This window comes from Phenylobacterium sp. (assembly GCF_016793225.1).
Classification (GTDB): Bacteria; Pseudomonadota; Alphaproteobacteria; order Caulobacterales; family Caulobacteraceae; genus Phenylobacterium.
In genome coordinates this window covers 1-18,645 of record NZ_JAEUMN010000107.1, presented here as the reverse complement: position 1 = coordinate 18,645, position 18,645 = coordinate 1, and the positions used below count along the sequence as shown (strand labels likewise).

At 72.1% G+C, this 18,645-nt stretch carries 20 protein-coding genes; 10 read left to right on the top strand and 10 right to left on the bottom strand.

What is annotated here, in order from left to right; all coding sequences use genetic code 11:
• Positions 1 to 6 precede the first annotated feature (6 nt).
• The gene (locus JNK30_RS13085; protein WP_293482760.1) at positions 7 to 1,218 is read right to left on the bottom strand and encodes an acyl-CoA dehydrogenase family protein; all 1,212 of its coding nucleotides are present in this window, start codon (positions 1,216 to 1,218) and stop codon (positions 7 to 9) included.
• A 10-nt stretch (positions 1,219 to 1,228) separates the two neighbouring features.
• Positions 1,229 to 2,428, bottom strand: a complete 1,200-nt coding sequence (locus JNK30_RS13080) for an acyl-CoA dehydrogenase family protein (protein ID WP_293482759.1) — start codon at positions 2,426 to 2,428, stop codon at positions 1,229 to 1,231.
• A gap of 122 nt (positions 2,429 to 2,550) precedes the next feature.
• On the opposite strand from JNK30_RS13080, the gene JNK30_RS13075 reads away from it, so the two are divergent.
• Complete coding sequence (locus tag JNK30_RS13075) at positions 2,551 to 4,227, top strand: phosphatidylglycerol lysyltransferase domain-containing protein (protein ID WP_293482758.1); 1,677 nt, start codon at positions 2,551 to 2,553, stop codon at positions 4,225 to 4,227.
• Here JNK30_RS13075 and JNK30_RS13070 read toward each other — a convergent pair.
• The gene (locus JNK30_RS13070; RefSeq protein WP_293482757.1) at positions 4,224 to 4,430 is read right to left on the bottom strand and encodes a hypothetical protein; all 207 of its coding nucleotides are present in this window, start codon (positions 4,428 to 4,430) and stop codon (positions 4,224 to 4,226) included. The genes JNK30_RS13075 and JNK30_RS13070 overlap by 4 nt on opposite strands.
• A 132-nt stretch (positions 4,431 to 4,562) precedes the next feature.
• Between JNK30_RS13070 and JNK30_RS13065 the strand changes: the two genes are divergently transcribed.
• The 6 genes from JNK30_RS13065 to JNK30_RS13040 all read left to right on the top strand — a co-directional run bounded on the left by JNK30_RS13065 (position 4,563) and on the right by JNK30_RS13040 (position 10,362).
• Positions 4,563 to 7,022: a hypothetical protein gene (locus JNK30_RS13065; protein ID WP_293482756.1), complete on the top strand. Its 2,460-nt coding sequence runs from the start codon at positions 4,563 to 4,565 to the stop codon at positions 7,020 to 7,022.
• A 32-nt stretch (positions 7,023 to 7,054) separates the two neighbouring features.
• Entirely contained in the window at positions 7,055 to 7,978 is a 924-nt protein-coding gene (locus tag JNK30_RS13060; protein WP_293482755.1) for a sulfite exporter TauE/SafE family protein, read from the top strand.
• A complete protein-coding gene (locus JNK30_RS13055) occupies positions 7,975 to 8,796 on the top strand; it encodes a TIGR02186 family protein (protein WP_293482754.1) in 822 nt (273 codons plus the stop codon). Before JNK30_RS13060 ends, JNK30_RS13055 begins: the two co-directional genes overlap by 4 nt.
• A 6-nt stretch (positions 8,797 to 8,802) precedes the next feature.
• Positions 8,803 to 9,270, top strand: coding sequence for a DUF3429 domain-containing protein (locus tag JNK30_RS13050; RefSeq protein ID WP_293482753.1), 468 nt, complete (start codon positions 8,803 to 8,805; stop codon positions 9,268 to 9,270).
• A gap of 67 nt (positions 9,271 to 9,337) precedes the next feature.
• Positions 9,338 to 9,817 carry a hypothetical protein gene (locus tag JNK30_RS13045; RefSeq protein ID WP_293482751.1) on the top strand — a complete coding sequence of 160 codons (480 nt, stop codon included), beginning with the start codon at positions 9,338 to 9,340 and terminating at the stop codon, positions 9,815 to 9,817.
• Positions 9,818 to 9,882: 65 nt separating this feature from the next.
• The gene (locus tag JNK30_RS13040; RefSeq protein ID WP_293482749.1) at positions 9,883 to 10,362 is read left to right on the top strand and encodes a hypothetical protein; all 480 of its coding nucleotides are present in this window, start codon (positions 9,883 to 9,885) and stop codon (positions 10,360 to 10,362) included.
• Between the two features lie 45 nt (positions 10,363 to 10,407).
• Here the strand turns inward: JNK30_RS13040 and JNK30_RS13035 are convergent, their stop codons facing one another.
• From JNK30_RS13035 to JNK30_RS13015, 5 genes are all read right to left on the bottom strand, one after another.
• On the bottom strand, positions 10,408 to 10,587 hold the full coding sequence (locus JNK30_RS13035; RefSeq protein ID WP_293482748.1) for a hypothetical protein: 180 nt from the start codon (positions 10,585 to 10,587) through the stop codon (positions 10,408 to 10,410).
• A gap of 48 nt (positions 10,588 to 10,635) precedes the next feature.
• Positions 10,636 to 10,830 carry a hypothetical protein gene (locus tag JNK30_RS13030; protein ID WP_293482747.1) on the bottom strand — a complete coding sequence of 65 codons (195 nt, stop codon included), beginning with the start codon at positions 10,828 to 10,830 and terminating at the stop codon, positions 10,636 to 10,638.
• Positions 10,831 to 10,967: 137 nt separating this feature from the next.
• A complete protein-coding gene (locus JNK30_RS13025; protein ID WP_293482745.1) occupies positions 10,968 to 11,369 on the bottom strand; it encodes a DUF4118 domain-containing protein in 402 nt (133 codons plus the stop codon).
• 207 nt (positions 11,370 to 11,576) lie between these two features.
• Positions 11,577 to 12,032: a hypothetical protein gene (locus JNK30_RS13020; protein ID WP_293482743.1), complete on the bottom strand. Its 456-nt coding sequence runs from the start codon at positions 12,030 to 12,032 to the stop codon at positions 11,577 to 11,579.
• 78 nt (positions 12,033 to 12,110) lie between these two features.
• A complete protein-coding gene (locus JNK30_RS13015) occupies positions 12,111 to 13,955 on the bottom strand; it encodes an alpha/beta hydrolase (RefSeq protein ID WP_293482741.1) in 1,845 nt (614 codons plus the stop codon).
• 250 nt (positions 13,956 to 14,205) lie between these two features.
• Between JNK30_RS13015 and JNK30_RS13010 the strand changes: the two genes are divergently transcribed.
• Positions 14,206 to 14,739, top strand: coding sequence for an RcnB family protein (locus tag JNK30_RS13010; protein WP_293482739.1), 534 nt, complete (start codon positions 14,206 to 14,208; stop codon positions 14,737 to 14,739).
• Positions 14,740 to 14,896: 157 nt separating this feature from the next.
• Here the strand turns inward: JNK30_RS13010 and JNK30_RS13005 are convergent, their stop codons facing one another.
• Positions 14,897 to 15,916 carry a DUF4118 domain-containing protein gene (locus JNK30_RS13005; RefSeq protein WP_293482737.1) on the bottom strand — a complete coding sequence of 340 codons (1,020 nt, stop codon included), beginning with the start codon at positions 15,914 to 15,916 and terminating at the stop codon, positions 14,897 to 14,899.
• A 60-nt stretch (positions 15,917 to 15,976) separates the two neighbouring features.
• On the opposite strand from JNK30_RS13005, the gene JNK30_RS13000 reads away from it, so the two are divergent.
• Both JNK30_RS13000 and JNK30_RS12995 read left to right on the top strand, forming a co-directional pair.
• Positions 15,977 to 16,153 carry a hypothetical protein gene (locus tag JNK30_RS13000; RefSeq protein ID WP_293482735.1) on the top strand — a complete coding sequence of 59 codons (177 nt, stop codon included), beginning with the start codon at positions 15,977 to 15,979 and terminating at the stop codon, positions 16,151 to 16,153.
• Between the two features lie 48 nt (positions 16,154 to 16,201).
• Positions 16,202 to 17,833, top strand: a complete 1,632-nt coding sequence (locus JNK30_RS12995; protein WP_293482733.1) for an amidohydrolase — start codon at positions 16,202 to 16,204, stop codon at positions 17,831 to 17,833.
• On the opposite strand, the gene JNK30_RS12990 is transcribed toward JNK30_RS12995, so the two are convergent.
• Positions 17,818 to 18,645 (bottom strand): DUF2235 domain-containing protein (locus JNK30_RS12990; RefSeq protein ID WP_293482731.1); only part of this gene is annotated, 828 nt, incomplete at its 5' end. The genes JNK30_RS12995 and JNK30_RS12990 overlap by 16 nt on opposite strands.

The window sequence follows — 18,645 nt, the reverse complement described above, 5'->3', positions numbered from 1 at the left end:
AAGACCTTACTTCGGGTCCGGCAGACCGAGAACCCTTTTCGAGACGACGTTGAGGTTGATCTCCGAGCTGCCGCCCTCGATGGAATTGGCCTTCGAGCGCAGCATGGAGCGCATGGCGGCCAGTTCGCCGGCGCCGAAGCCCTCGCCGTCCCAGCCCAGGCCCTGGTGGCCGAGGCTCTCGATCACCAGCTCGTTGCGGTCCTGGGCGATCTTGGCGCCGGCGTACTTCATCGCGGCGGCCAGGTTGGACGGCCCGTTGCCCGCCTTGGCCTCGTCGCGCTGGCGGCTGACGGTGAGCTGGAAGGCCCGGTTCTCCATCAGGTGCTCGGTGACCCGCCGGCGCAGGTCGGGGTCGGCCAACCGGCCGGACGCGTCCAGCCCCACATTGGCCTTCGCCGCCTCGATCACCGTCGGCACGACCGCGGCCCCGCCGATGTTCCCGGCGCCCAGGCTGGCCCCGATCCCGTCGCGCTCGTGCTGCAGCAGGCGCTTGGCGATGGTCCAGCCGCCGTTCAGCGGGCCGAACAGCTGGTCCTTCGGCACCTTCACGTCGGTGAAGAAGGTCTCGCAGAAGGGCGACGTGCCGTTGATCAGCAGGATCGGCCGCACCTCGACGCCCGGCGCCTTCATGTCGATCAGCAAGAAGCTGATCCCCTCGTGCTTCTTTGAGGTATCGGTACGCACCAGGCAGTAACACCTATCGGCGTACTGAGCTCCAGAAGTCCAAATTTTTGAACCGTTTACGAGGAAGTGGTCGCCCTTGTCCTCGGCCCGCGTCTGCAGGCTCGCAAGGTCGGAACCCGCGCCGGGTTCGGAGTATCCCTGGCACCACCAGACATCGCCCGAGACGATGCCGGGGAAGTGCTCCTGCTTCAGCGCCTCGCTGCCGTACTCCAGCAGGGTCGGGCCGAACATCGACACGCCCATGCCGCCGATGGGGTTGCGGGCGCCCACCTTCGCCATCTCCTCGGCCAGCACCCGCGCCTGATCGCGCGACAGCCCGCCGCCGCCGTATTTCGTCGGCCAGGTCGGCGTGCCCCAGCCCTTGGCGCCCAGCGCACGGCGCCACTTCAGGGCGTCCTCGCTCTCGGGCCGCGCCTGCAGCTTGGCCAGCTGGGCGTTGACGTCGTTCGCCAGGCTCTTCGGGAAATTGGCGTCCAGCCAGTCCCGCACCTCGACCCGGAAGGCGTCCAGGTCCGCGCCGCCGAAGTCGGCCATCGGGGTACTCCTATTTCGGGTCGGGCAGGCCCAGCACGCGCTTGGCCACCACGTTGAGGTTCACTTCCGAGGTGCCGCCCTCGATCGAGTTGGCCTTGGTCCGCAGCCAGCCGCGGGTGGCCATGATCTCGGGCGTCTCGAAGCCCGGGCCGTCCCAGCCGAGGCCCTGGTGGCCCAGCGCCTCGATCATCAGCTCGGACCGTTCCTTGGCGAACTCGGCGGCCGCGTACTTGATGATCGACGTCGTCGCCGAGGGGCCGTTGCCGGCCCGGGACTCCGCGGCCGAGCGGGCGATGGTCTGCCGCAGCGCCTGGAAGTTCATCTTGTTCTCGGTGATCCGGCGGCGCAGGTCCGGGTCCTCGGCCGCGCCGTAGGTCTTCGCGATCGAGGCCAGGTCGCCCGAGGCGCCGCCCGCCGAGCCGCCCTCGCCGAAGCCGGCCGAGATGTTCTGGCGCTCGTACTGCAGCAGGCGCTTGGCGATCTCCCACCCGCCGTTCACCCGGCCGACGAGGTTGCCTTTGGGGATCTTCACGTCCGTGAAGAAGGTCTCGCAGAACGGGCTCTCGCCCGAGATCAGCTGGATCGGCCTCGTCTCGACGCCCGGCGAGGCCATATCGATCAGCACGAAGCTGATGCCCTCGTGCTTCTTCGAAAAATCGGTACGGACCAGGCAGAAGCACCAGTCCGCCTTATCGGCATAGCTGGTCCAGATCTTCGACCCGTTGATCAGCCAGTGGTCGCCCTTGTCCTCGCAGCGGGTGGCGAGCCCGGCCAGGTCCGAGCCGGCCCCCGGCTCGGAGTAGCCCTGGCACCACCGGATCTCGCCGTTGACGATCTTCGGCAGGTGCTCCTGCTTCTGCTCCTCGTTGGCGTACTCGAGCAGGACCGGCCCCAGCATCCAGATGCCGAAGGCCAGCAGCGGCGGGCGGTACTTCGCCAGTTCCTTCTCGACCACCCGCGCCTCGGCCGCCGACAGCCCGGCGCCGCCGTAGGCCTTGGGCCACGTGGGCGTGGTCCAGCCCTTGGCCGCCACGCGCTTCATCCAGGTGACCTGGGGATCGTCCGAGCCGGCGAAGCGGCGACCGCCCCAGACCGCTTCCGGGTCCGTCCGCGCGCTGCCGTCCTTCAGCTCGGGCGGATACATTGCGGCGAGTTCCGCGCGAACTTCGCGGGCGAACGCGTCGAGCTCCGAGGCGCCGAAATCGGCCATGCCGGTCTCCCAAGATACTTGCACTTTGATCGCCAACTCTAGCGACCGCCGGACCACGGGCAAGGGCAATCAAACGGACGTTTGAGCACACCGCAGCCAACGTCGCCTATACAAGCGATTCGATGCGCTTTCTCCGCCATCCCGCCGTCACCGCCCTCGCCCCCTGGGGCGCTGCGCTGCTGACGCTGGCCTTGGGGGTGCTGCTGCTCGCGTCCGGCGCGCGCCCCTCGATCCCCACGCGCTTCATACGCGTGATGGAGATCGAGCCGGCGATCCTGATCGAGATCAGCCACTTCCTGTCGAGCATCCTCGGGCTGGTCCTCGTGGTCCTGGCCTTCGGCCTGCGCGCCCGGCTCGACGCCGCCTGGGCCGCCACCATCGTGACCCTGCTGGTCGCGGCCCCGCTGAGCCTGATCAAGGGCTTCGTGTGGGAGGAGACGGCCATGCTGGCCGCGCTCGCGGTCGCCCTCGCGCCGTTCCACCATGCGTTTCCCCGGAAGGCCGCGCTCACGCGGATGGAGGTGACCCCCGGGTGGCTGTTCTCCGCCGCCTGCTTCCTGCTCGGCGCGGGGATGATCGGCCTGTGGTCGTTCCAGAACGCGGACTACGGCGAATTCCCCTGGTGGCAGGTGATGGCGGACGAGGACGCCGCGCGTTCCCTCCGGGCCTGGGGCGGCGCGGCCATCCTGCTGTTCGTCTTCGGGGTCTGGCGCATGCTGGGATCGGCCGCGATGCCGCCGATCGTGGGCGAGGAAGACCCCGACCTGGACCGCGTCAGGGCGATCCTGGCGAAGGCCGAGGTCGCGCGGCCCACGTCGAACCTGGCCCTCCTCGGCGACAAGCGGTTCCTGTTCTCCGCCTCGGGCGAGAGCTTCCTCATGTTCGGCGTCCGCGGGCGCAGCTGGATCGCCCTGGGCTCGACCGTGGGGCGGCGCGACGAGCGCCTGGAACTGCTCTGGCGGTTCCGCGAACTGGCGGACGCCCACGCGGCCCGCCCCGGCTTCTACAATCTCGAGGCCGACGACCTGCCCGACATCGTCGAGCTGGGTTTCGCCATCCAGAAGATGGGCGAGGGCGCGGTGGCGCCCCTGGAGAGCTTCACCATCGAAGGCACGCGCCGGGGCAACCTTCGCCGCGCGTGGCGCCGCGCCAAGGACGACGGCGCCGTCTTCGAGATGATCCAGCCTCCGGACATCCCGCCCCTCATGCCCGAGTTCCGCCGCATCTCGGACGCCTGGCTCGAGACGCACGCCGGCGGCGAGAAGGGATTTTCCCTCGGCGGCTTCATCGAGCCCTATGTGCTGGAGTTCCCCATCGCCGTCGTGCGCTGGGACGGCCGGATCATCGCCTTCGCCACGCTCTGGCCGGTGGCCTCCCGCAGCGCCTTCTCCATCGACCTGATGCGCTTCGTGCCCGAAGGCCCGCCGCGGATCATGGACTTCCTGTTCGTGGAGCTCATCCGGTGGGGCCAGGAGCAGGGATACGCCGCGTTCGACTTCGGCATGGCGCCGCTTTCCGGGCTCGACGACCGTCCCCTCGCGCCGACGCTCAGCCGGGTCGGCCGGCTGATCTATGACCGGGGCGAGGAGATCTACAACTTCCAGGGCGTGCGTCACTACAAGGCGAAGTACGACCCGACCTGGCAGCCCCGCTTCGTGGCCGCGCCGCGCAAATGGGCGATCCCGCGGCTGATGGCCGACGCCGGCCTCCTGGCCTCGGGCGGCATGGCCGGCCTCGCGAAACGACCGAAGCGCAACGGCGACCCGCCCGGCGCCTCAGAGCCCAAGGCGGCGGCTTAGCGAGGCGGCGGCCCGAACCCGGCGAGCTGCGCAGCGGCAAAGCCGAAGATGATCGCGCCCGAGACCGCCAGCAGCATGAGGAAGCGCCAGGGAACCATGCGCGGCCCCCGCATCGGATCCGGTGGTCGCGCGCCCCGCCAGCCCGCGAGGACGCCGACCGCCAGACAGGCTCCTGAGAGCGCCAGCGCCGTGCGGATATCCATGCGGGAGCCCTAGCGCAATCGCGTCGCGCCATCCACAGGAACGGTGGTTCGCCACTATATGTTGCGTTAAGGCTTCGTTTACACCCCCACAAATGGCCGGTAGCGTTTCCCTTCATCGGAGATGCGATTCGGATGAGCGCGGGGGCGCCCTGGAGCGTGAAGGGGATCGACCCCAAGGCCCGAGAGGTCGCCAAGGACCTCGCCAGGCGCTCGGGCATGACGCTCGGCGAGTGGCTGAACCGAGTCATCCTCGAGGATGACATCCCCGACGAGATCACGGTCGAGAGCCAGTTCGGCGAGCGCCTGTCGCGCATGGCGGAAGAGCCGCGCCTTCGCCCCGTCCCCAGCGCGCCGCCACAGCCGGAACTCGCCGGCGTCGCCGCGGCCCTGGACCGCCTGACCGACCGCATCGAAGCCTCGGAAACGCGCACCGGCCTGGCGATCAACGGCATCGAGCATTCGGTCCGCCAGGCCCTGGCGCGGATCGAGGCGTCCGAGCGCGAGCAGCAGGCGCGCTCGAACCATCTGGAAAGCCTGCTCGCCGAGGCCCAGACCCACCAGGGCAGCCTGGGCGAGCGCCTGGGACGGCTGGAGTCGGAGCCGGCCGGCCCGCGGTCGGCCGAGGCGCTCCGCGCGCTCGAGACGCGACTGGCCCGGGCCGAACCCGAGATCGTGGTCGAGACCGTGCTGCAACGCCTGGGCGAGCGCCTCGCGGCGGCTGAGGCTCACACGACGACGGCTCTCGAGGACCTGACGAACGCCCTGGCGGGCCTCGACCGGCGGCTCTCCGCGGTCGAGGGGGGCGCGGGGCACTCGGCGGCTCCCCTGGACGCGCGCTTCGAAGCCCTGGCCCAGACTCTCACGGAGAAGGTCGAGGCGACCCGCGGCCAGGTGGCGGAGATGCTCTCCACGGCGGCCGGGGCCGGCATCGAGACCCGGTTCGCGGAGCTCACCGAGCAGGTCCGCGCGGCGGAGCGCCGCTCCGTGCAGGCGGTCGAAGACATCGGCCGCCAGGTGCTCGCCATGGCCGAGGCGGTGAGCCGGAAGCTCGGCGACGTCGACGCGAAGAGCGCCGAGGCCATCGATCAGGTGGGGACGGAGGTGGCGCGCATCGCCGGCGCGGTGGAGTTGCGGCTCGCACGCCAGGAGCAGACGCAGGCCGAGGCGTTCGAGCGCCTGCAGGCCGAGCTGTCGAAGGTCACCAAATCCCTGTCCGGGCGCCCGGCTGCGGACGCAGCCGCACAGGACGAGGACCTCGCCGCCGCCGTCGAGGCCGCGCCTGCGGCCCCGCCGGAGACCGAAGCGGCCGATCCGAACTGGACCGACATCGTGCGGAACCTGAACGCGGGCGCCGCCGACCCGGCCGCCGCGCCCTTCGGGCCCGAGCTGCTGTCGCGCGCGGAGGCGGAGCCGGAGCACGAGGTGGTGAGCCCGCCTTGGCGCCGCCTCGACCTGGACGTTCCCGAAGCGGACATCCCGCAGGAGTTCGCGCCGATCGCCGATGACGTCGACGAGGCGCTGTTCGAGTCGCGCAAGGAAACGGCCGAGGCGAACGCGGAGCTTTCCACGCGCGAGGTCATCGAGCGCGCAAGGGTCGCGGCGCGGGCGGCCAAGGCGCAGCCGCTCGAGATGCGCGCGCGGGTCGACTCCGCGTCCGCGACGGGGCGGCTGTTCCAGGGGTTCGGCGCCAAGCCTCGCCGGCCCGCGCCCAACACCGCGCTGCAGACCGCGATGATGATCGCCGGCGGCGCGGCGTTCCTGAGCGTCGGCGCCGCGGGCCTCACCCTCATGCAGGGCCCGGCTCCGGCCGTCGAACAGGCGAAGCTGCCCGAGACGTCGCGGGCCGCCATGGCCCGCGGCCCCGCGTCGCTGGCCGCCACGCCGGTCGATGCGACCGACCGCGCCCCGCCCCCGGTCTTCGCCCAGGTCCGGGCGGACGTGGAGGCCGGCCTTCCGGGCGCCCTGCCGCAACTGAAGGCCCTCGCCCAGACGGGTCACGCCCCGGCGCTGCTGTATCTCGCCCAGCTCTACGACAGCGGCGAAGCCGGCCTGCCGCGCGACCCCGTGGAAGCCCGTCGCCTGACGATCCTGGCGGCCGAGGCCGGCGACGCCAAGGCCATGCACAACCTGGCGGTCTATCTCTTCCGGGGGGAAGGCGGGCCGGCCGATGCGGTCAGCGCCGCCCGCTGGTTCCGGAAGGCGGCCGAGGCCGGCGTCGTCGAGAGCCAGTACAATCTCGGCCTGCTCTATCAGTCCGGCAGCGGCGTGCCGCGGGATCTCGCCGCAGCGCGCCACTGGTTCGGTCAGGCGGCTTCGCGCGGCGACGCGGAAGCCCGGCGCGCGCTGAGCGACCTCAGCCCGCGGACGAAGCCGGCGGCGAAGCCCATGGCGTCCCGCGAGCCGGCCGCCGGCGGCGGGGCGAGCCTGGCCGGCGGGTCCATGAACGTGCGGCAGACCCAGGGCGTCCTGGCCCGCCTCGGCTACTACAGCGGCCCCATCGATGGTCGCGCCAGCGTCGCCTACGATCGCGCCCTGGCCGAATACCGGCGCGAGCAGGTCGACGGCGGCCCCATCATCACCGCGGCGCGTTGACCTCGAACCCGCTCCGGTCGTAGCGCGGGTCCGTGGACATCTATCTGCCCATCGCCGAAGTCTCCGTGAACGCGCCGCTCATCGTCGCCCTGGGCGCCGTCGTGGGCTTCATCTCCGGAATGTTCGGCATCGGCGGCGGCTTCCTGATGACGCCGATGCTGGTGTTCCTGGGCATTCCGGCCCCGGTCGCCGTCTCGTCCATGGCCAACCATGTGGCGGCGTCCTCGATGTCCAGCGTCATGGCCTACAGCCGGAGCCGGGCGGTGGACCTGCGCATGGGCGGGGTCCTGGCGGCCGGCGGCGTCGTCGGCGCCTTCGCCGGCGTCGAGTTCTTCCGCTGGCTGCGGCTCCTCGGGCAGGCCGACCTGGTGGTGTCGGTGTCCTATCTGCTGTTCCTGAGCGTGATCGGCGGCCTGATGCTGATCGAGAGCCTCGGCGCGATCCTGCGGCGCCGCCGGGGAGAGCCCAAGCCGCCCCGGCGCGACCGCCGGCCGATCTGGCTGTACGGCCTTCCCTTGAAGATGCGGTTCCCGCGCTCGCGGCTCTACATCAGCGTCATCCCGCCGCTCATGCTCGGCGCCTTCGTGGGCGTGCTGTCGGCGATCATGGGCGTCGGCGGCGGCTTCATCCTCGTCCCGGCCATGGTCTACGTCCTGCGCATGCCCGCCAGCATGGTGGTCGGCACGAGCCTCCTCCAGATCATCGTGACCGCCAGCCTGACCGGCGTGCTGCAGGCGGGACGCAACCAGACCGTCGACATCCTGCTCGCCGCGCTGCTGATCCTGGGCGGGATCATCGGCGCTCAGTTCGGCGCGCGGGCCTCGTCCCGCTTCCGGGCGGAGGAGCTCAGGGCCATCCTCGCCCTCATCGTCCTCATCGTCGGGCTGCGCATGGGGCTGGGCCTGTTCCTGGCTCCGGAGGAGCCCTTCGTCCTGCTGTCGGGAGCAAGCGGATGATCGCAGCTCTCGCCGCGCTGGCGGCCATCGCCGCCCCCGGGCCGCCATCGCCGCCCCTCCCGCCCTCTCCGGCGGCCGCGGCGTCGCCGGTGATCTCGGCGGCGCTCACCGACGCGACCGTACAGGTGAAGTCGGACTTCCGGGGCGCCCGCATCGTCCTCTACGGCGCCGTCTTCGACGCCGCGGCCCGGCCCAGCGACGTGGTGATCCTCGTCCGCGGACCCGAGCAGCCGGTCCGCCTGTCCCGCAAGCAGCAGGTCGCCGGACTATGGCTCAACAGCCGCCCCGTGGTCTTCCGCGGCGCGCCGGGGTTCTACCGCGCCGCCTCGAACCGGCCGCTGGGGGACATCGCCACCTTCGGGACCCTGCGGCGCCTGGGCGCGGGCATCGACCACCTCACCATCAACGCGCCGGCCGAGCAGCGGGTCGAGACCCGCTACGGCGTCAAGGACGTCGTGGTCTCGCGCCTGGGCGGCGACTACTTCGTGTGGCGGCGGGCGGTCGTGCGGCTGAAGGAGAAGGCGGGGCTCTACCACGAGGACGACGGCGGCGTGCGCTTTGTGGACCGCGGGCTCTTCCGGGCCGAGATCGCGCTTCCGACGGGCGCGCCGACAGGCGTCTATCGCGTCGACATCCTGCTGTTCCAGAACGGGCGCGCCGTCTCGCGGCGAACCCGGACCCTCACGGTCGAAAAGGTCGGCATCGAAAGGGCTCTTTACGTCTGGGCTCATCAGGGCCCATGGTCCTACGGTCTGGCCGCCATGGCGTTTGCGCTTGGGGCCGGTTGGGCGGCTTCGACGGCATTCCGGAGAGAATGATTGCTCATGGATGACGTGCGGTCCGTTCCGCGGGCGGAATCCATCCCGGCGGGACTTTGGGCGATCGCCCTCCTCGCCCTGTCGCCCTTCCCGGTCGCGGCGCTGCTGTATTGCTTCGGCCCCGCCGACCTGATGCGCGCGGCGCTGACGGGCCTGCTCGGCTGGAGCGCCGTGGTTCTGGCGTTCCTCGGGGGCGTCCGGTGGGGCCTCGAGACCCGCGAGCCGAGTCCGCGGCTGACCCGGCAGGCCTTCTCGGCCATGTGCGCCGTCGCGGCGTGGGTCGTGCTGCTCGCCCATAACCGCGCGCCGGACACCTGGATTCTCGGCGGCTTCATCGCCGCCTTCCTGATCCAGTGGCTCTTCGACCACCAGACGCCCGACACGCCCAGCCGGTATCCGATGCTCTCGACCACGCTCACCGCCGGGGCCTGCGTCTCCCTCGCGCTCGCGCTCGAGAAGGCGATGTCGAGCTGAGCCGCCCCGCGACCCGCGCGGCGAAACAGCTTGGCCTTGCGCGGCCTGGAGCGCATCATCCCTGACCATGCCGCTCGCCCGCCTGTTCGGGAGCCTTCGGTCGAGACGCCGCGCGCACGATCCCACGCAGCGCTGGAGCGGACCGCCCGACGCGACGCCCATACACACCCTGCTCGACCAGCGCGGCGTCCCCTGGCGCCTGACGGCGGCGGACCTGGTCCAGCGTTTCGGCGAGACGGACGGCCGGGTCGAGATCCCCACGGCGCAGCCGTTCCTGCCCGGGCTCGTACGACCGCTTTCCGCCGCCCTCGATCCGCACGCCCCGCGAGACCGCCCGGCGACCGCATTCAGCGCCCTCGTTCGCCGAGGCGGCGATCCCGCCGGCGACCTGCGGCTCACCGCAGACGAGGTCAGCCTCTACCTCGGCCGCGTCCGGATTCATCGGTCGGGGCGTGCGGCCACGGCGCTGTGGCGCTTCGGCGCGGCCTCGCTCGAGCTGGTGGCGACGCCCGACGGGTGCCGCGTGGACATCCGCCTTTCCGACTAGAGTCCGTCGACGGCGGCGGGCTCAGCAAGTAGCCTCCCTCGCATGACGAGCGCGGAACCGGCGGGATGACGCAGACCTATGCGCCCCGGACCCTCGGCGGCGGCTGGCGGGCCTGGTGGGCCCTGGCGGCGCAGGCCGTGATCTGCCTCGCCCTCGTCTGCGCCCTGCCCAGCTTCGTCGTCTGGCAGACCTGGAGCGAGGCGCGGGCGCTGCAGACCGAGTGGTCGTTCACGGGCCCCCCGTGCGACATCGTCGAGACGCCGGCGTCCTGGGCCACCAACCACCGCAGCGCGCCGCGGCAGTTCAGCTATGGCGGCCACCAGATCACCCGGCAGTTCGCCGCCGTCAGCTGCGCGGCCGTGCCCGAGCGGTGGTGGTGGCCGGGCGAGTCCTACCACGTCTGCATGTTCAACAATCCGGGCGCCGTGACGGTGTCCACGGTCGACGGGCCGGTCACCTTCCAGCCGCCCTACGGCCAGCGGGCGACGATCAGGATGCAGGACGGCAAGGCGAGCTGCGTGGTCGGCGGCCGCTTCAACGCCTGAGCGCCGCGGCGATCGTCGTCGCCGCAGGGGTCGCGCCCGGCCGCGTCAGCCGCCCGGGCAGCCGCCCTCGGGCTGAAGCTGGAACTCCGCGGCGGTGCGCCAGCAGGCGGCCTCCTCGCGCGCGGCGCTCCAGGCCCAGGCGAGCACGGCGCACATGACCGCCAGCGCCACGCTGACGGCCGTCAGGATACGGACCGCGACGATGGCGCGGGAGACCTTGGGCATGAGAACGCTTTGGCTGATGCCGCCGCTCAGGGCAAGGGGGCGCGGCCTTCAGGCCGGCAGGGCCGCCCGGCTCACGGCGCCGACGCGGCGCTCGCCCTGCCACACGACCACCTCCACCGAACTCAGGTGCTCGGCCAGCACCCGCTCCGCGCGGTTCAGGGCGCCGTCGTCGTCCGCGCAGTCGAAGGTTTCCAGGGCCGTGGACGAACCGTCCGCTCGGCAGGGGTAGAACGTGAAGAGCATTGGTCGAAACTCCCTCTCAGCTGGCGGGAGCACGGGGATTTGTCCCTGTCTCTCTATCGTCGGCCCGTCGTCCGGCGACAGCGGCACCATACACCATTCGCGCCGGAGGAGAGTCACCGACCCGACAGTCGCGCCGTTCAGGCGGTGCGGCCGCTGCGGTCCAGGGCGGCCGAAAGCCGGGCCATGGCGCGGCCCAGCTGGTTGCGTAGCTCGTTGGCCGTGACGAGCACCGGCGCCGAGACGCCCCAGAACAGCATCAGGGCGATCATCGCCCCATGCTGCGCCACGCCGTTGGGAGACAGGAAGAACCGATAGCCGATCACGCCGCCCGCCAGCATCACCAGCGCGCCGCAGAACGGCCCCCGGATCAGGCCGGCGACGAGCACCGCGGCCACGTAGAGCATGAACGGGGAGAGCGCGCCCAGGTAGGGCGTCAGCGAAGCCCGCACCGCCGTCGCGACCCCGACCAGGATGGCCGCGACGACGACGCTGATCAGCGCGCTCGCGACCACGCTCGCGGTCCGTTTCTTCAGTGCCATGGCGATACCTTTGGCGAACCCTTCTCGTGACGCAACCGGCTTCGCCGCTGGCGCGAGCGCGATCGGGCGGTTCCGGTCACCCGTGGAAGCCGGACGCGCGGGAGGTCGCATGGGGGCTCACGCCCGCCCGTCCGGCCTGCGCGGAGTCCACGGGTGACCGGCCTCTGACGACGCGGCGAGCGCGCGCCAAACCGATCCCGGCCGCAGCTAGAAGCCTGTCGGCTCCGTGGGGGCCGCCGCCGCAGCCGGCGCGTCGCAGCCCTTGCCCGAGTAGAGGCCGGCCAGCAGAGCCTTGCGGGTCCCGGCGGTGCTGATGGTCTGGCCCGCCTGAGCCTTCACCTGCTCCGCCCGCTGCCGCGCCATGTTGGTGGCCTGGTTGGCCATCTGGCCCACGCCGGGCATGCGCCCGAGCAGGCCGGTGCGAAGCATGCCTTCCACGGCGACGGCGCCCGCCACGCCCGCGCCCTTGGCCGAGCTTTCCGCCTTGGCGATCTGGGCGTTCGCGTCCGCGATGACCTGGTCCATGCGCCCGGACTCGGTGGCGATCGCGGCGCAGTCCATCTGGGCGTCCGCGGGATAGCTGACCTGCAGCGGCTCCGTCGCGAACGCTGTCGTAGACGCGAGCAGGGCGCACGCCGCGCCCGTGGCGAGAAGTCTGATCATTGACGCCCCCATGTTACCTGACGCCCGGGAGACTAGGGCGGCGGGCGCGGGGCGCCCTCCCCCGATTGGGGGCGCCGTTCAGCCGGTCAGGAGCGCCGCGAGTTCCGCCGCATGGGTGAACTGGGGCAGCATCCCCGCGCCGGCGAGCTCCACCAGCTTGAGGTCGCGCAGTCCCAGCCAGCTGGGGTCGACCTGGTTCGGGAAGCCGGCGGAGATCGCCACCGTCCAGCCGCGGGCGGGAAGGTCGCGGGGCGCTTCCCAGCCGTTCGCGTAGACCGCGTGCTCCGCCGCGAATCCATGCGCCGAGCGCGCGCAGAGCGCCTGGATGTCACGGATCAGGAAACGGCGCACAGCGGGATCCGACAGCGCCTGGGCGTCGCACGCCGCCTCGCCGAGCATGCGCGCGAGAATGCGCTCGAGGAGCTGGGTGGTGGCCTGCCGGCGCAGGAACTCGGCGAAGGCGGCCACCAGGTCCGGATTGCGCAGCAGGTGCTTCTGCACCGAGCCGGTGAAGTTGTCGCGGTCCGGGGCGAGCCGCATGGGCGGTTGGGGGTTCAGCAGCGCGGCGCGGCCGAGACGCTCCGGGTACGCGGCGGCGAACGCGAGGGCCACCGGCGTCCCCGTGTCGCGTCCAAGGAGATGGGCGGACCTGAGGCGCAGCCGCTCCACCGCGGCGGCCATGTCCGCGGCGCCCGTTTCCACGTAGTCGCCCCGCGCAGGGTCTGTCAGCCCGAACCCCGGGCGCTGCAGGACGAGGGCACGCAGGCCCGCCGCCGCAAGGCGCGATCTCAGGCCCTCCGGCAGGCGGCGACCCGCCGCGGCGCCGTGGAACACGAAGACCGGCTCGCCGTCATAGGGGCCGTAGTCGATCAGGGCGATCCGGCGATCGCCGTCCAGCGACGGCAGGATGCGCAGCCGCCCGCCGCCCTCCTCCTCCGCGAAGACCGGCTCGGCAGCCGACGTCAGGGCGACCAGCTCCCGGGCCTCGGCCAGCAGCCGCGCGAGGTCCTTGGCGCTGTGGGCCCCGGTCTTGGCCAGCACGGACTTCATGTGGGTCTTGATCGTCTCGGCGCTCAGGCCCAGCGCCTTGGCGGCTTCCGGCGCGGTGGCGCCGCGGGCCACCAGAGCCGCCGCCCGGGCCTCGGCGGGCGTCAGGTTCAGGGCGTGCTGCGCAACCGCTTCGTCGTCGGTCGGGTCGCCGCCCGCCTGCTGGCTCTGGGCGGCGCACATCAGGCCGACCAGGCGCGAGATCAGCTCGGGCGTCCGGCGCACGCCCAGCTTGGCGTTGATGCGGCGCAGCGCGTCGCGCGCGGTCTCGCGGCCCACGCCCGCGTCGGCGGCGGCCACGTCCAGGTTCGGGGCGAACAGCAAGGCCTCCGCGAGCCGCGCCTCGAGCGCCGTCAGGTCCAGCGCCTGCGCGGCGCGCCGGGCGAGCTCCGAGGACCGGGAGGGCGCGCTGACGACCACCACCAGGCGCTCGGGACTGGCCCGGAGCGCCGCCGTGGCCTCGGGGTCCAGCGGCCAGCGCGCCGCGGCGGCCGCATCGCCCACCCAGGCGACGAAGGCCGCGCCCGCCGCGCCGTCCACCAGGCTCACGAGCGGAGCCTCGCGCCTCGCCCGCTTCAGCAGAGGTCGCAGGTCGGCCGAGTCCGGGAACAGCGCGAGGTAGGCCGCGTCCGCGTAGAAGACGTCGCCGCGCGGGTTCAGGACCGCGGTGGCCAGCGTACGGCGGTCGGCGATGGCGCCGGCCACGGGGGGCAAGGCCTCGGCCGCAGCGTTCAGCGCTTCGCGGGTGTCGCCCGCGTCGGCCCGCACCGCGTCTTCCACCTCGGCCCAGGAATCGAGCAGCAGCCGCACCGGCGCGCCCGTGGGCGCACGGGCGTCGAGGAGGTCGGACAGGCGGACGACGGACTTGGAGCTCATGTACCGTTCGCAATTACGTCGCCGGGACGGCGGCGGTGGCAAGCGCCGCAGGCCCTCGAACTGCAAGTCCGGCGCCATCGGCGTCTGGCTCGGACCCGAGGATAGGCGCGCGATGAGTCCGGAAGATTGCAGGCTTGAGCGTGCGGGCGCGGCCGCCGGGTTCGGTGAACTGATCCGCCTGTCGCGGGTTCAGGACGGGTTCAGTGCGAGGGACATCCACTGACCCCGCTGGGGAAACCCGAGGACCCGAATGAAACACATGCTTTATGCCGCGGTCGCCATCGCGGCCGTCTCCGCCCCCATCGCCGCCTCCGCCCAGCCGGGGCACGAGCGCCGCGAAGATCGCCGCGAACTGCGGGAAGACCGGCGCGAGTATCGCGAGGACCGGCGGGACGCCCGCCGCGACGGCGTGATCACCCGCGACGAGGCGCGGGAGCTGCGCCGCGACCGGGCGGAAATCCGCGAAGGGCGGCGCGAGCTCCGCTACGACCGCCGACAGGCCGAGACCTGGCGCAACCGCGCCGAATGGCGCGAATACCGCGGCGCGCGCAATGGCTACTGGTACGCCCCCGGCTATGGCTATCGGCCCGTCGCGCGCGGCTACTCGTGGCGGCGCGGCGCCTACGTGCCCACGAGCTACCGGCGCTTCTACGTGCAGGATCCCTACTACTACGGCCTGCGCGCCCCGCCCCGCGGCTATCGCTGGGTGTACGCGGACGGCAACTTCGTTCTGATGGCGCTCGCCACGGGCCTCATCGCCGAGGTGCTGCTCGACCGCTACTAGCGCGTGCCCAACACGCTCAAGCTCGTGATTTGGAGCCTCATTATCCCGTTCAGGCAGTTCCGTCTGAACGGGTGAGGCTCTGGCCGCCGGCTTCCATACGATATCGGCGCGCCTTCGCCGGGATGGCCGGGTCTTGAGTACGGACCCCGGCGGCCGGCTAGTGCAGCGTGGCGGCGGACCCCGGATCGGCCGCCGCGCCCGCGCCGCTCCGCGGCATCGAGACGACCAGGGCCGAGCCCCGCGCGTCGGCCCGCAGCGCGAGCCCCGCGCCCAGCTGCTCGATCATGGCGCGCAGCAGGTAGCCGTTGCTGACGGACACCAGCGTACCCTCGGCGTTCTCGCCCGCCTCCATGATCGCCACCTCGGCCTGCCGGCCCTGGGCGTCCACCCGCAGCCGCATGCGGCCGCTGACGCCCGCGTCGAACAGCGCGCCCAGGCACTCCGCCAGCGCCACGGCGAGGGAGGTGGTGTCTTCCACGCTCAGCCTCAGGCCGGACGGTTCGATCTCGATCCGGTCCGCCGGCTGCTCGCGCTCCAGGCAGATGGCCCGGGCCAACGCCGCGGCGAAGGCGTCGAAGTCCACCGCCTGCTCGCCTTGCCCGCCCAGGTCGCGGTGCACGCGGGATATCAGCAGCGAACGCTCCATGGCCCGGCGCAGGCTTTCGGCCACCTGCGGCTCGGGCTCCCCCTTCGCCTGCAGCGCCAGCACGCCGGCCACCAGCCGCATCTGGTGGCTCATCCGGACATTCAGCTCGCGGAAGAGGGCCGCATGGTTGTCGGCGACCGCCTGGGCGCGGCCGAGTTCGCCCGAAAGCTGGCGAAGCGCACGGGTCGCGCCCGTGATCACCGTGATCATCACCGCGCAGGTGATCACGAAGAACAGGAGGCTCGCGATGGAGTCCGGCGTCGATTTCCACGCATAGGCCGGCTCGATGAAGCACCAGAAGCCGATGGCCGAGGACACCACCGTCGCCGCGATCGCCGGCGCGCGCCCGAAGGCGTAGGCCGGCAGGATCACCGCCGGATAGAAGACGGCGAACGAGGGACCGCCGCCCAGCAGGGGCTCCATCGCCGAGCGCAATGCGAACGCCACCGCGACCATGCCCGTGGTCCAGACCCAGGGCATGGCGGACGACAGGGGGTTGGAGCCCGGGGTACGCAGGGGCGGCGGGAACATTCAGCGGCTTTAGCACATGGCGGACTGGCGCGCTTGCGCGAAGCATCGGAAAGCTTCGGCATGACCGACCGCGACGTGTACCTGAAGTTGGCCGAGGTGGCCGACGAACTGGCCAGGCTGGCGGAGCAGGCCGAGACCTATGTGGGCAACGCGGCGCTGCAGACCGCGGCCACGACGCTCGCGGGGACGGCCAAGGCGGTCTACGACCACCTCATGAGCGGGGAAGGCTCGCACTGACGCCCGCATCGGGTGGCGTCGGCCCCGAAACCGACTAGCCTCGCGGTCATGAGATCACTCGCCGCCGCTCTCCTCTGCCTCGCCGCGCTGGCCGGTCCGGCCGCCGGCCAGGACCTCGTGATCACCGGCGGCCCGATCTACACGGGCGCGGCGGCGCAGCCGACGGCGCGGAAGGTGATCGTGCAGGACGGCCGCATCGCCTTCGTCGGCGACGCGGACGCGCCGTTCCGGCTGAAGCCGGGGACGGAGCGCATCGACCTGAAGGGCGCGGCCCTCTTTCCCGGCTTCACCGACGGCCATGCGCACCTGCGCGGGATCGGCGAGCGCGAGCTTTCGCTGAACCTCGAGGGTTCGAAGTCGGCCGCCGAGGTCGCCGCGCGCCTCAAGGCCTATCTGGAGACCCGCAAGCCTTCCGGTCCGGTGTGGGGACGGGGCTGGATCGAGACCGGCTGGCCCGAGGGCCGGTTCCTCGATCGGCGGGACCTCGACGCCGTCGCACCCGACCAGCCGGTGCTGCTCACGCGCGCGGACGGCCACGCCCTGGTGGCCAACTCGGCCGCCCTGCGCGCGGCGGGGATCGACGGCGCGACCCAGGCGCCGGCGGGCGGCGAGATCCTGAAGGGTCCGGACGGCGCCCCCACCGGCATGCTCGTCGACAACGCCATGGCCCTGGTCGCCAGGCTCCGGACCCCGCCCACCGAGGCCGATCGGCGGGCCGCGTTCGAGGCCGCGTTCCGGGTGGAAGCCGCCTACGGCTGGACCGGCGTGCATTCCATGAGCGTCGCCTGGGCCGACGTGGGCCTGCTCGAGCGCCTCGCGGCCGAGGGCCGCGCGCCGCTCCGCGTCTACAACGCCGTCGACGCCGGCGAAGCCGCCCCGCTCTTCGCCGGCGGCCCGCGCGCCACCCCCGACGGGCGCGTCACCACGCGCGCCGTGAAGCTCTACGAGGACGGCGCGCTGGGCTCACGCGGCGCCGCGCTCTTCGAGCCCTACGCCGACGAGCCGGGAACCCGGGGCCTGGTGCGCACGACGCCCGAGCAGATGCGGGCGACCATGGACAAGGCCAAGGCCGCCGGAGTCCAGGTCGCCAGCCACGCCATCGGCGACCGCGGCAACGCCAACGTCCTCGACCTCTATGCGGCGGTGGGCGCCAGGGACCTGCGCTGGCGGATCGAGCACGCCCAGGTCGTCAGGCCGGCCGACATCGCCCGCTTCGCGCAGCTCGGTGTCATCGCATCGATGCAGCCCAGCCACGCGATCGGGGACCTCCACTTCGCCCCGGCGCGGCTCGGCGACGAGCGCCTCGACGGCGCCTACGCCTGGAAGTCCATGCGCGACGCGAAGGTGCTGGTGGTGGGCGGGTCGGACGCGCCGGTCGAGCGGGGGGATCCCCTGATCGAGTTCTACGCCGCCGTGTCACGCCGGGACCTGGCCGGCTTCTCGGCGCCGGACTGGCGGCCCGGCCAGAAGCTGAGCCGCGCCGAGGCGCTCGCGCTCTTCACCTCGGCGCCGGCCTACGCCCGCTTCGCCGAGCGTGAGCTGGGCACCATCGAGGTCGGCAAGCGCGCCGACCTCTCGGCCTTCTCGGTGGACCTGATGACGGCGCCCGAGGCCGAGATCCCCAAGGGCCGGGCCGTGCTCACGGTCGTGGACGGCCGGGTCGTCTACAGGGCGCACTGACCGCCGCAGAACCAGCCCCTCACGGCGGCCTCGATCGCCGGCCACGCCCGTACGATCCCCCACGTCAGCAGGAGGACCCCGGCGATCGCCACCACCCGGACCACCTCCGCCACCGAGCGGTGCAACGGCTTACTCTGCGCCTCGCCGGTGAGGAACTTCAGCGTCGCCGGGCGGTAGCCGGGATCCTTCTCGACCCGCTCCAGCGCCATGGCGTTCAGCTCGTCCGCCGTGGTGGGGTTCTTCGGCGCGGGGGGCTTCGACTTCGGAATCGTCCCGACCCGGTCGGCGTAGCCGGTCATGAACCCGATGAAGTCGAACTGCCACGGCTTCAGAAGCTCGCCCCGCTTGCCGATGCGGAACGGCGCCAGCGCGTTGCGGCCGCCCGGGTTCTGAGGGTTCTTCGCCCGGCCCAGCTCGGACTCAGCGCTCCAGTCCAGTTTCAGGCCCGCCCGCAGCGCGCCGACCGCGATCCAGACCAGCGCGCCGCTCGAAATCCCGTGCTGACGGTTGCCGCCGCCCACCGAGCCGTGCGTGCCGGGAAACCACTGCTGCTGGAACGGCCGGTCGCCATAGCGGACGAAGGTGTCCGGCTGCTCCGGATCGTCCACCTGCCGCCCCCGGGCGCGCGCCCAGGCCTGGTTGAGCCTGTGGATGTTGTTCACCGGCGTGATGTCGAAGGACTTGCGGTCCTCGTCGAGCGCGCAGGCGTGTCGGATCGAGTAGAGCAGCGAACTCGCGTCGGTGTCGTAGAATTGGTAGCGCTTGTTCACCCAGCGCGAGACGAACGGGATGGTGGACGGCACGCCCATCGA

Bases quoted from the DNA above. Each gene is read 5' to 3' on its own strand.
- JNK30_RS13080 (WP_293482759.1), bottom strand. From the start codon at position 2,428: ATGGCCGATTTCGGCGCCTCGGAGCTCGACGCGTTCGCCCGCGAAGTT.
- JNK30_RS13045 (WP_293482751.1), top strand. From the start codon at position 9,338: ATGCCGCTCGCCCGCCTGTTCGGGAGCCTTCGGTCGAGACGCCGCGCG.
- JNK30_RS13055 (WP_293482754.1), top strand. From the start codon at position 7,975: ATGATCGCAGCTCTCGCCGCGCTGGCGGCCATCGCCGCCCCCGGGCCG.
- JNK30_RS13020 (WP_293482743.1), bottom strand. From the start codon at position 12,032: ATGATCAGACTTCTCGCCACGGGCGCGGCGTGCGCCCTGCTCGCGTCT.
- JNK30_RS13070 (WP_293482757.1), bottom strand. From the start codon at position 4,430: ATGGATATCCGCACGGCGCTGGCGCTCTCAGGAGCCTGTCTGGCGGTC.
- JNK30_RS12995 (WP_293482733.1), top strand. From the start codon at position 16,202: ATGAGATCACTCGCCGCCGCTCTCCTCTGCCTCGCCGCGCTGGCCGGT.
- JNK30_RS13040 (WP_293482749.1), top strand. From the start codon at position 9,883: ATGACGCAGACCTATGCGCCCCGGACCCTCGGCGGCGGCTGGCGGGCC.
- JNK30_RS13025 (WP_293482745.1), bottom strand. From the start codon at position 11,369: ATGGCACTGAAGAAACGGACCGCGAGCGTGGTCGCGAGCGCGCTGATC.
- JNK30_RS13030 (WP_293482747.1), bottom strand. From the start codon at position 10,830: ATGCTCTTCACGTTCTACCCCTGCCGAGCGGACGGTTCGTCCACGGCC.
- JNK30_RS13005 (WP_293482737.1), bottom strand. From the start codon at position 15,916: ATGTTCCCGCCGCCCCTGCGTACCCCGGGCTCCAACCCCCTGTCGTCC.
- JNK30_RS13050 (WP_293482753.1), top strand. From the start codon at position 8,803: ATGGATGACGTGCGGTCCGTTCCGCGGGCGGAATCCATCCCGGCGGGA.
- JNK30_RS13065 (WP_293482756.1), top strand. From the start codon at position 4,563: ATGAGCGCGGGGGCGCCCTGGAGCGTGAAGGGGATCGACCCCAAGGCC.
- JNK30_RS13000 (WP_293482735.1), top strand. From the start codon at position 15,977: ATGACCGACCGCGACGTGTACCTGAAGTTGGCCGAGGTGGCCGACGAA.
- JNK30_RS13035 (WP_293482748.1), bottom strand. From the start codon at position 10,587: ATGCCCAAGGTCTCCCGCGCCATCGTCGCGGTCCGTATCCTGACGGCC.
- JNK30_RS13010 (WP_293482739.1), top strand. From the start codon at position 14,206: ATGAAACACATGCTTTATGCCGCGGTCGCCATCGCGGCCGTCTCCGCC.
- JNK30_RS13075 (WP_293482758.1), top strand. From the start codon at position 2,551: ATGCGCTTTCTCCGCCATCCCGCCGTCACCGCCCTCGCCCCCTGGGGC.
- JNK30_RS13015 (WP_293482741.1), bottom strand. From the start codon at position 13,955: ATGAGCTCCAAGTCCGTCGTCCGCCTGTCCGACCTCCTCGACGCCCGT.
- JNK30_RS13085 (WP_293482760.1), bottom strand. From the start codon at position 1,218: ATGGCCGACTTCGGCGGCGCGGACCTGGACGCCTTCCGGGTCGAGGTG.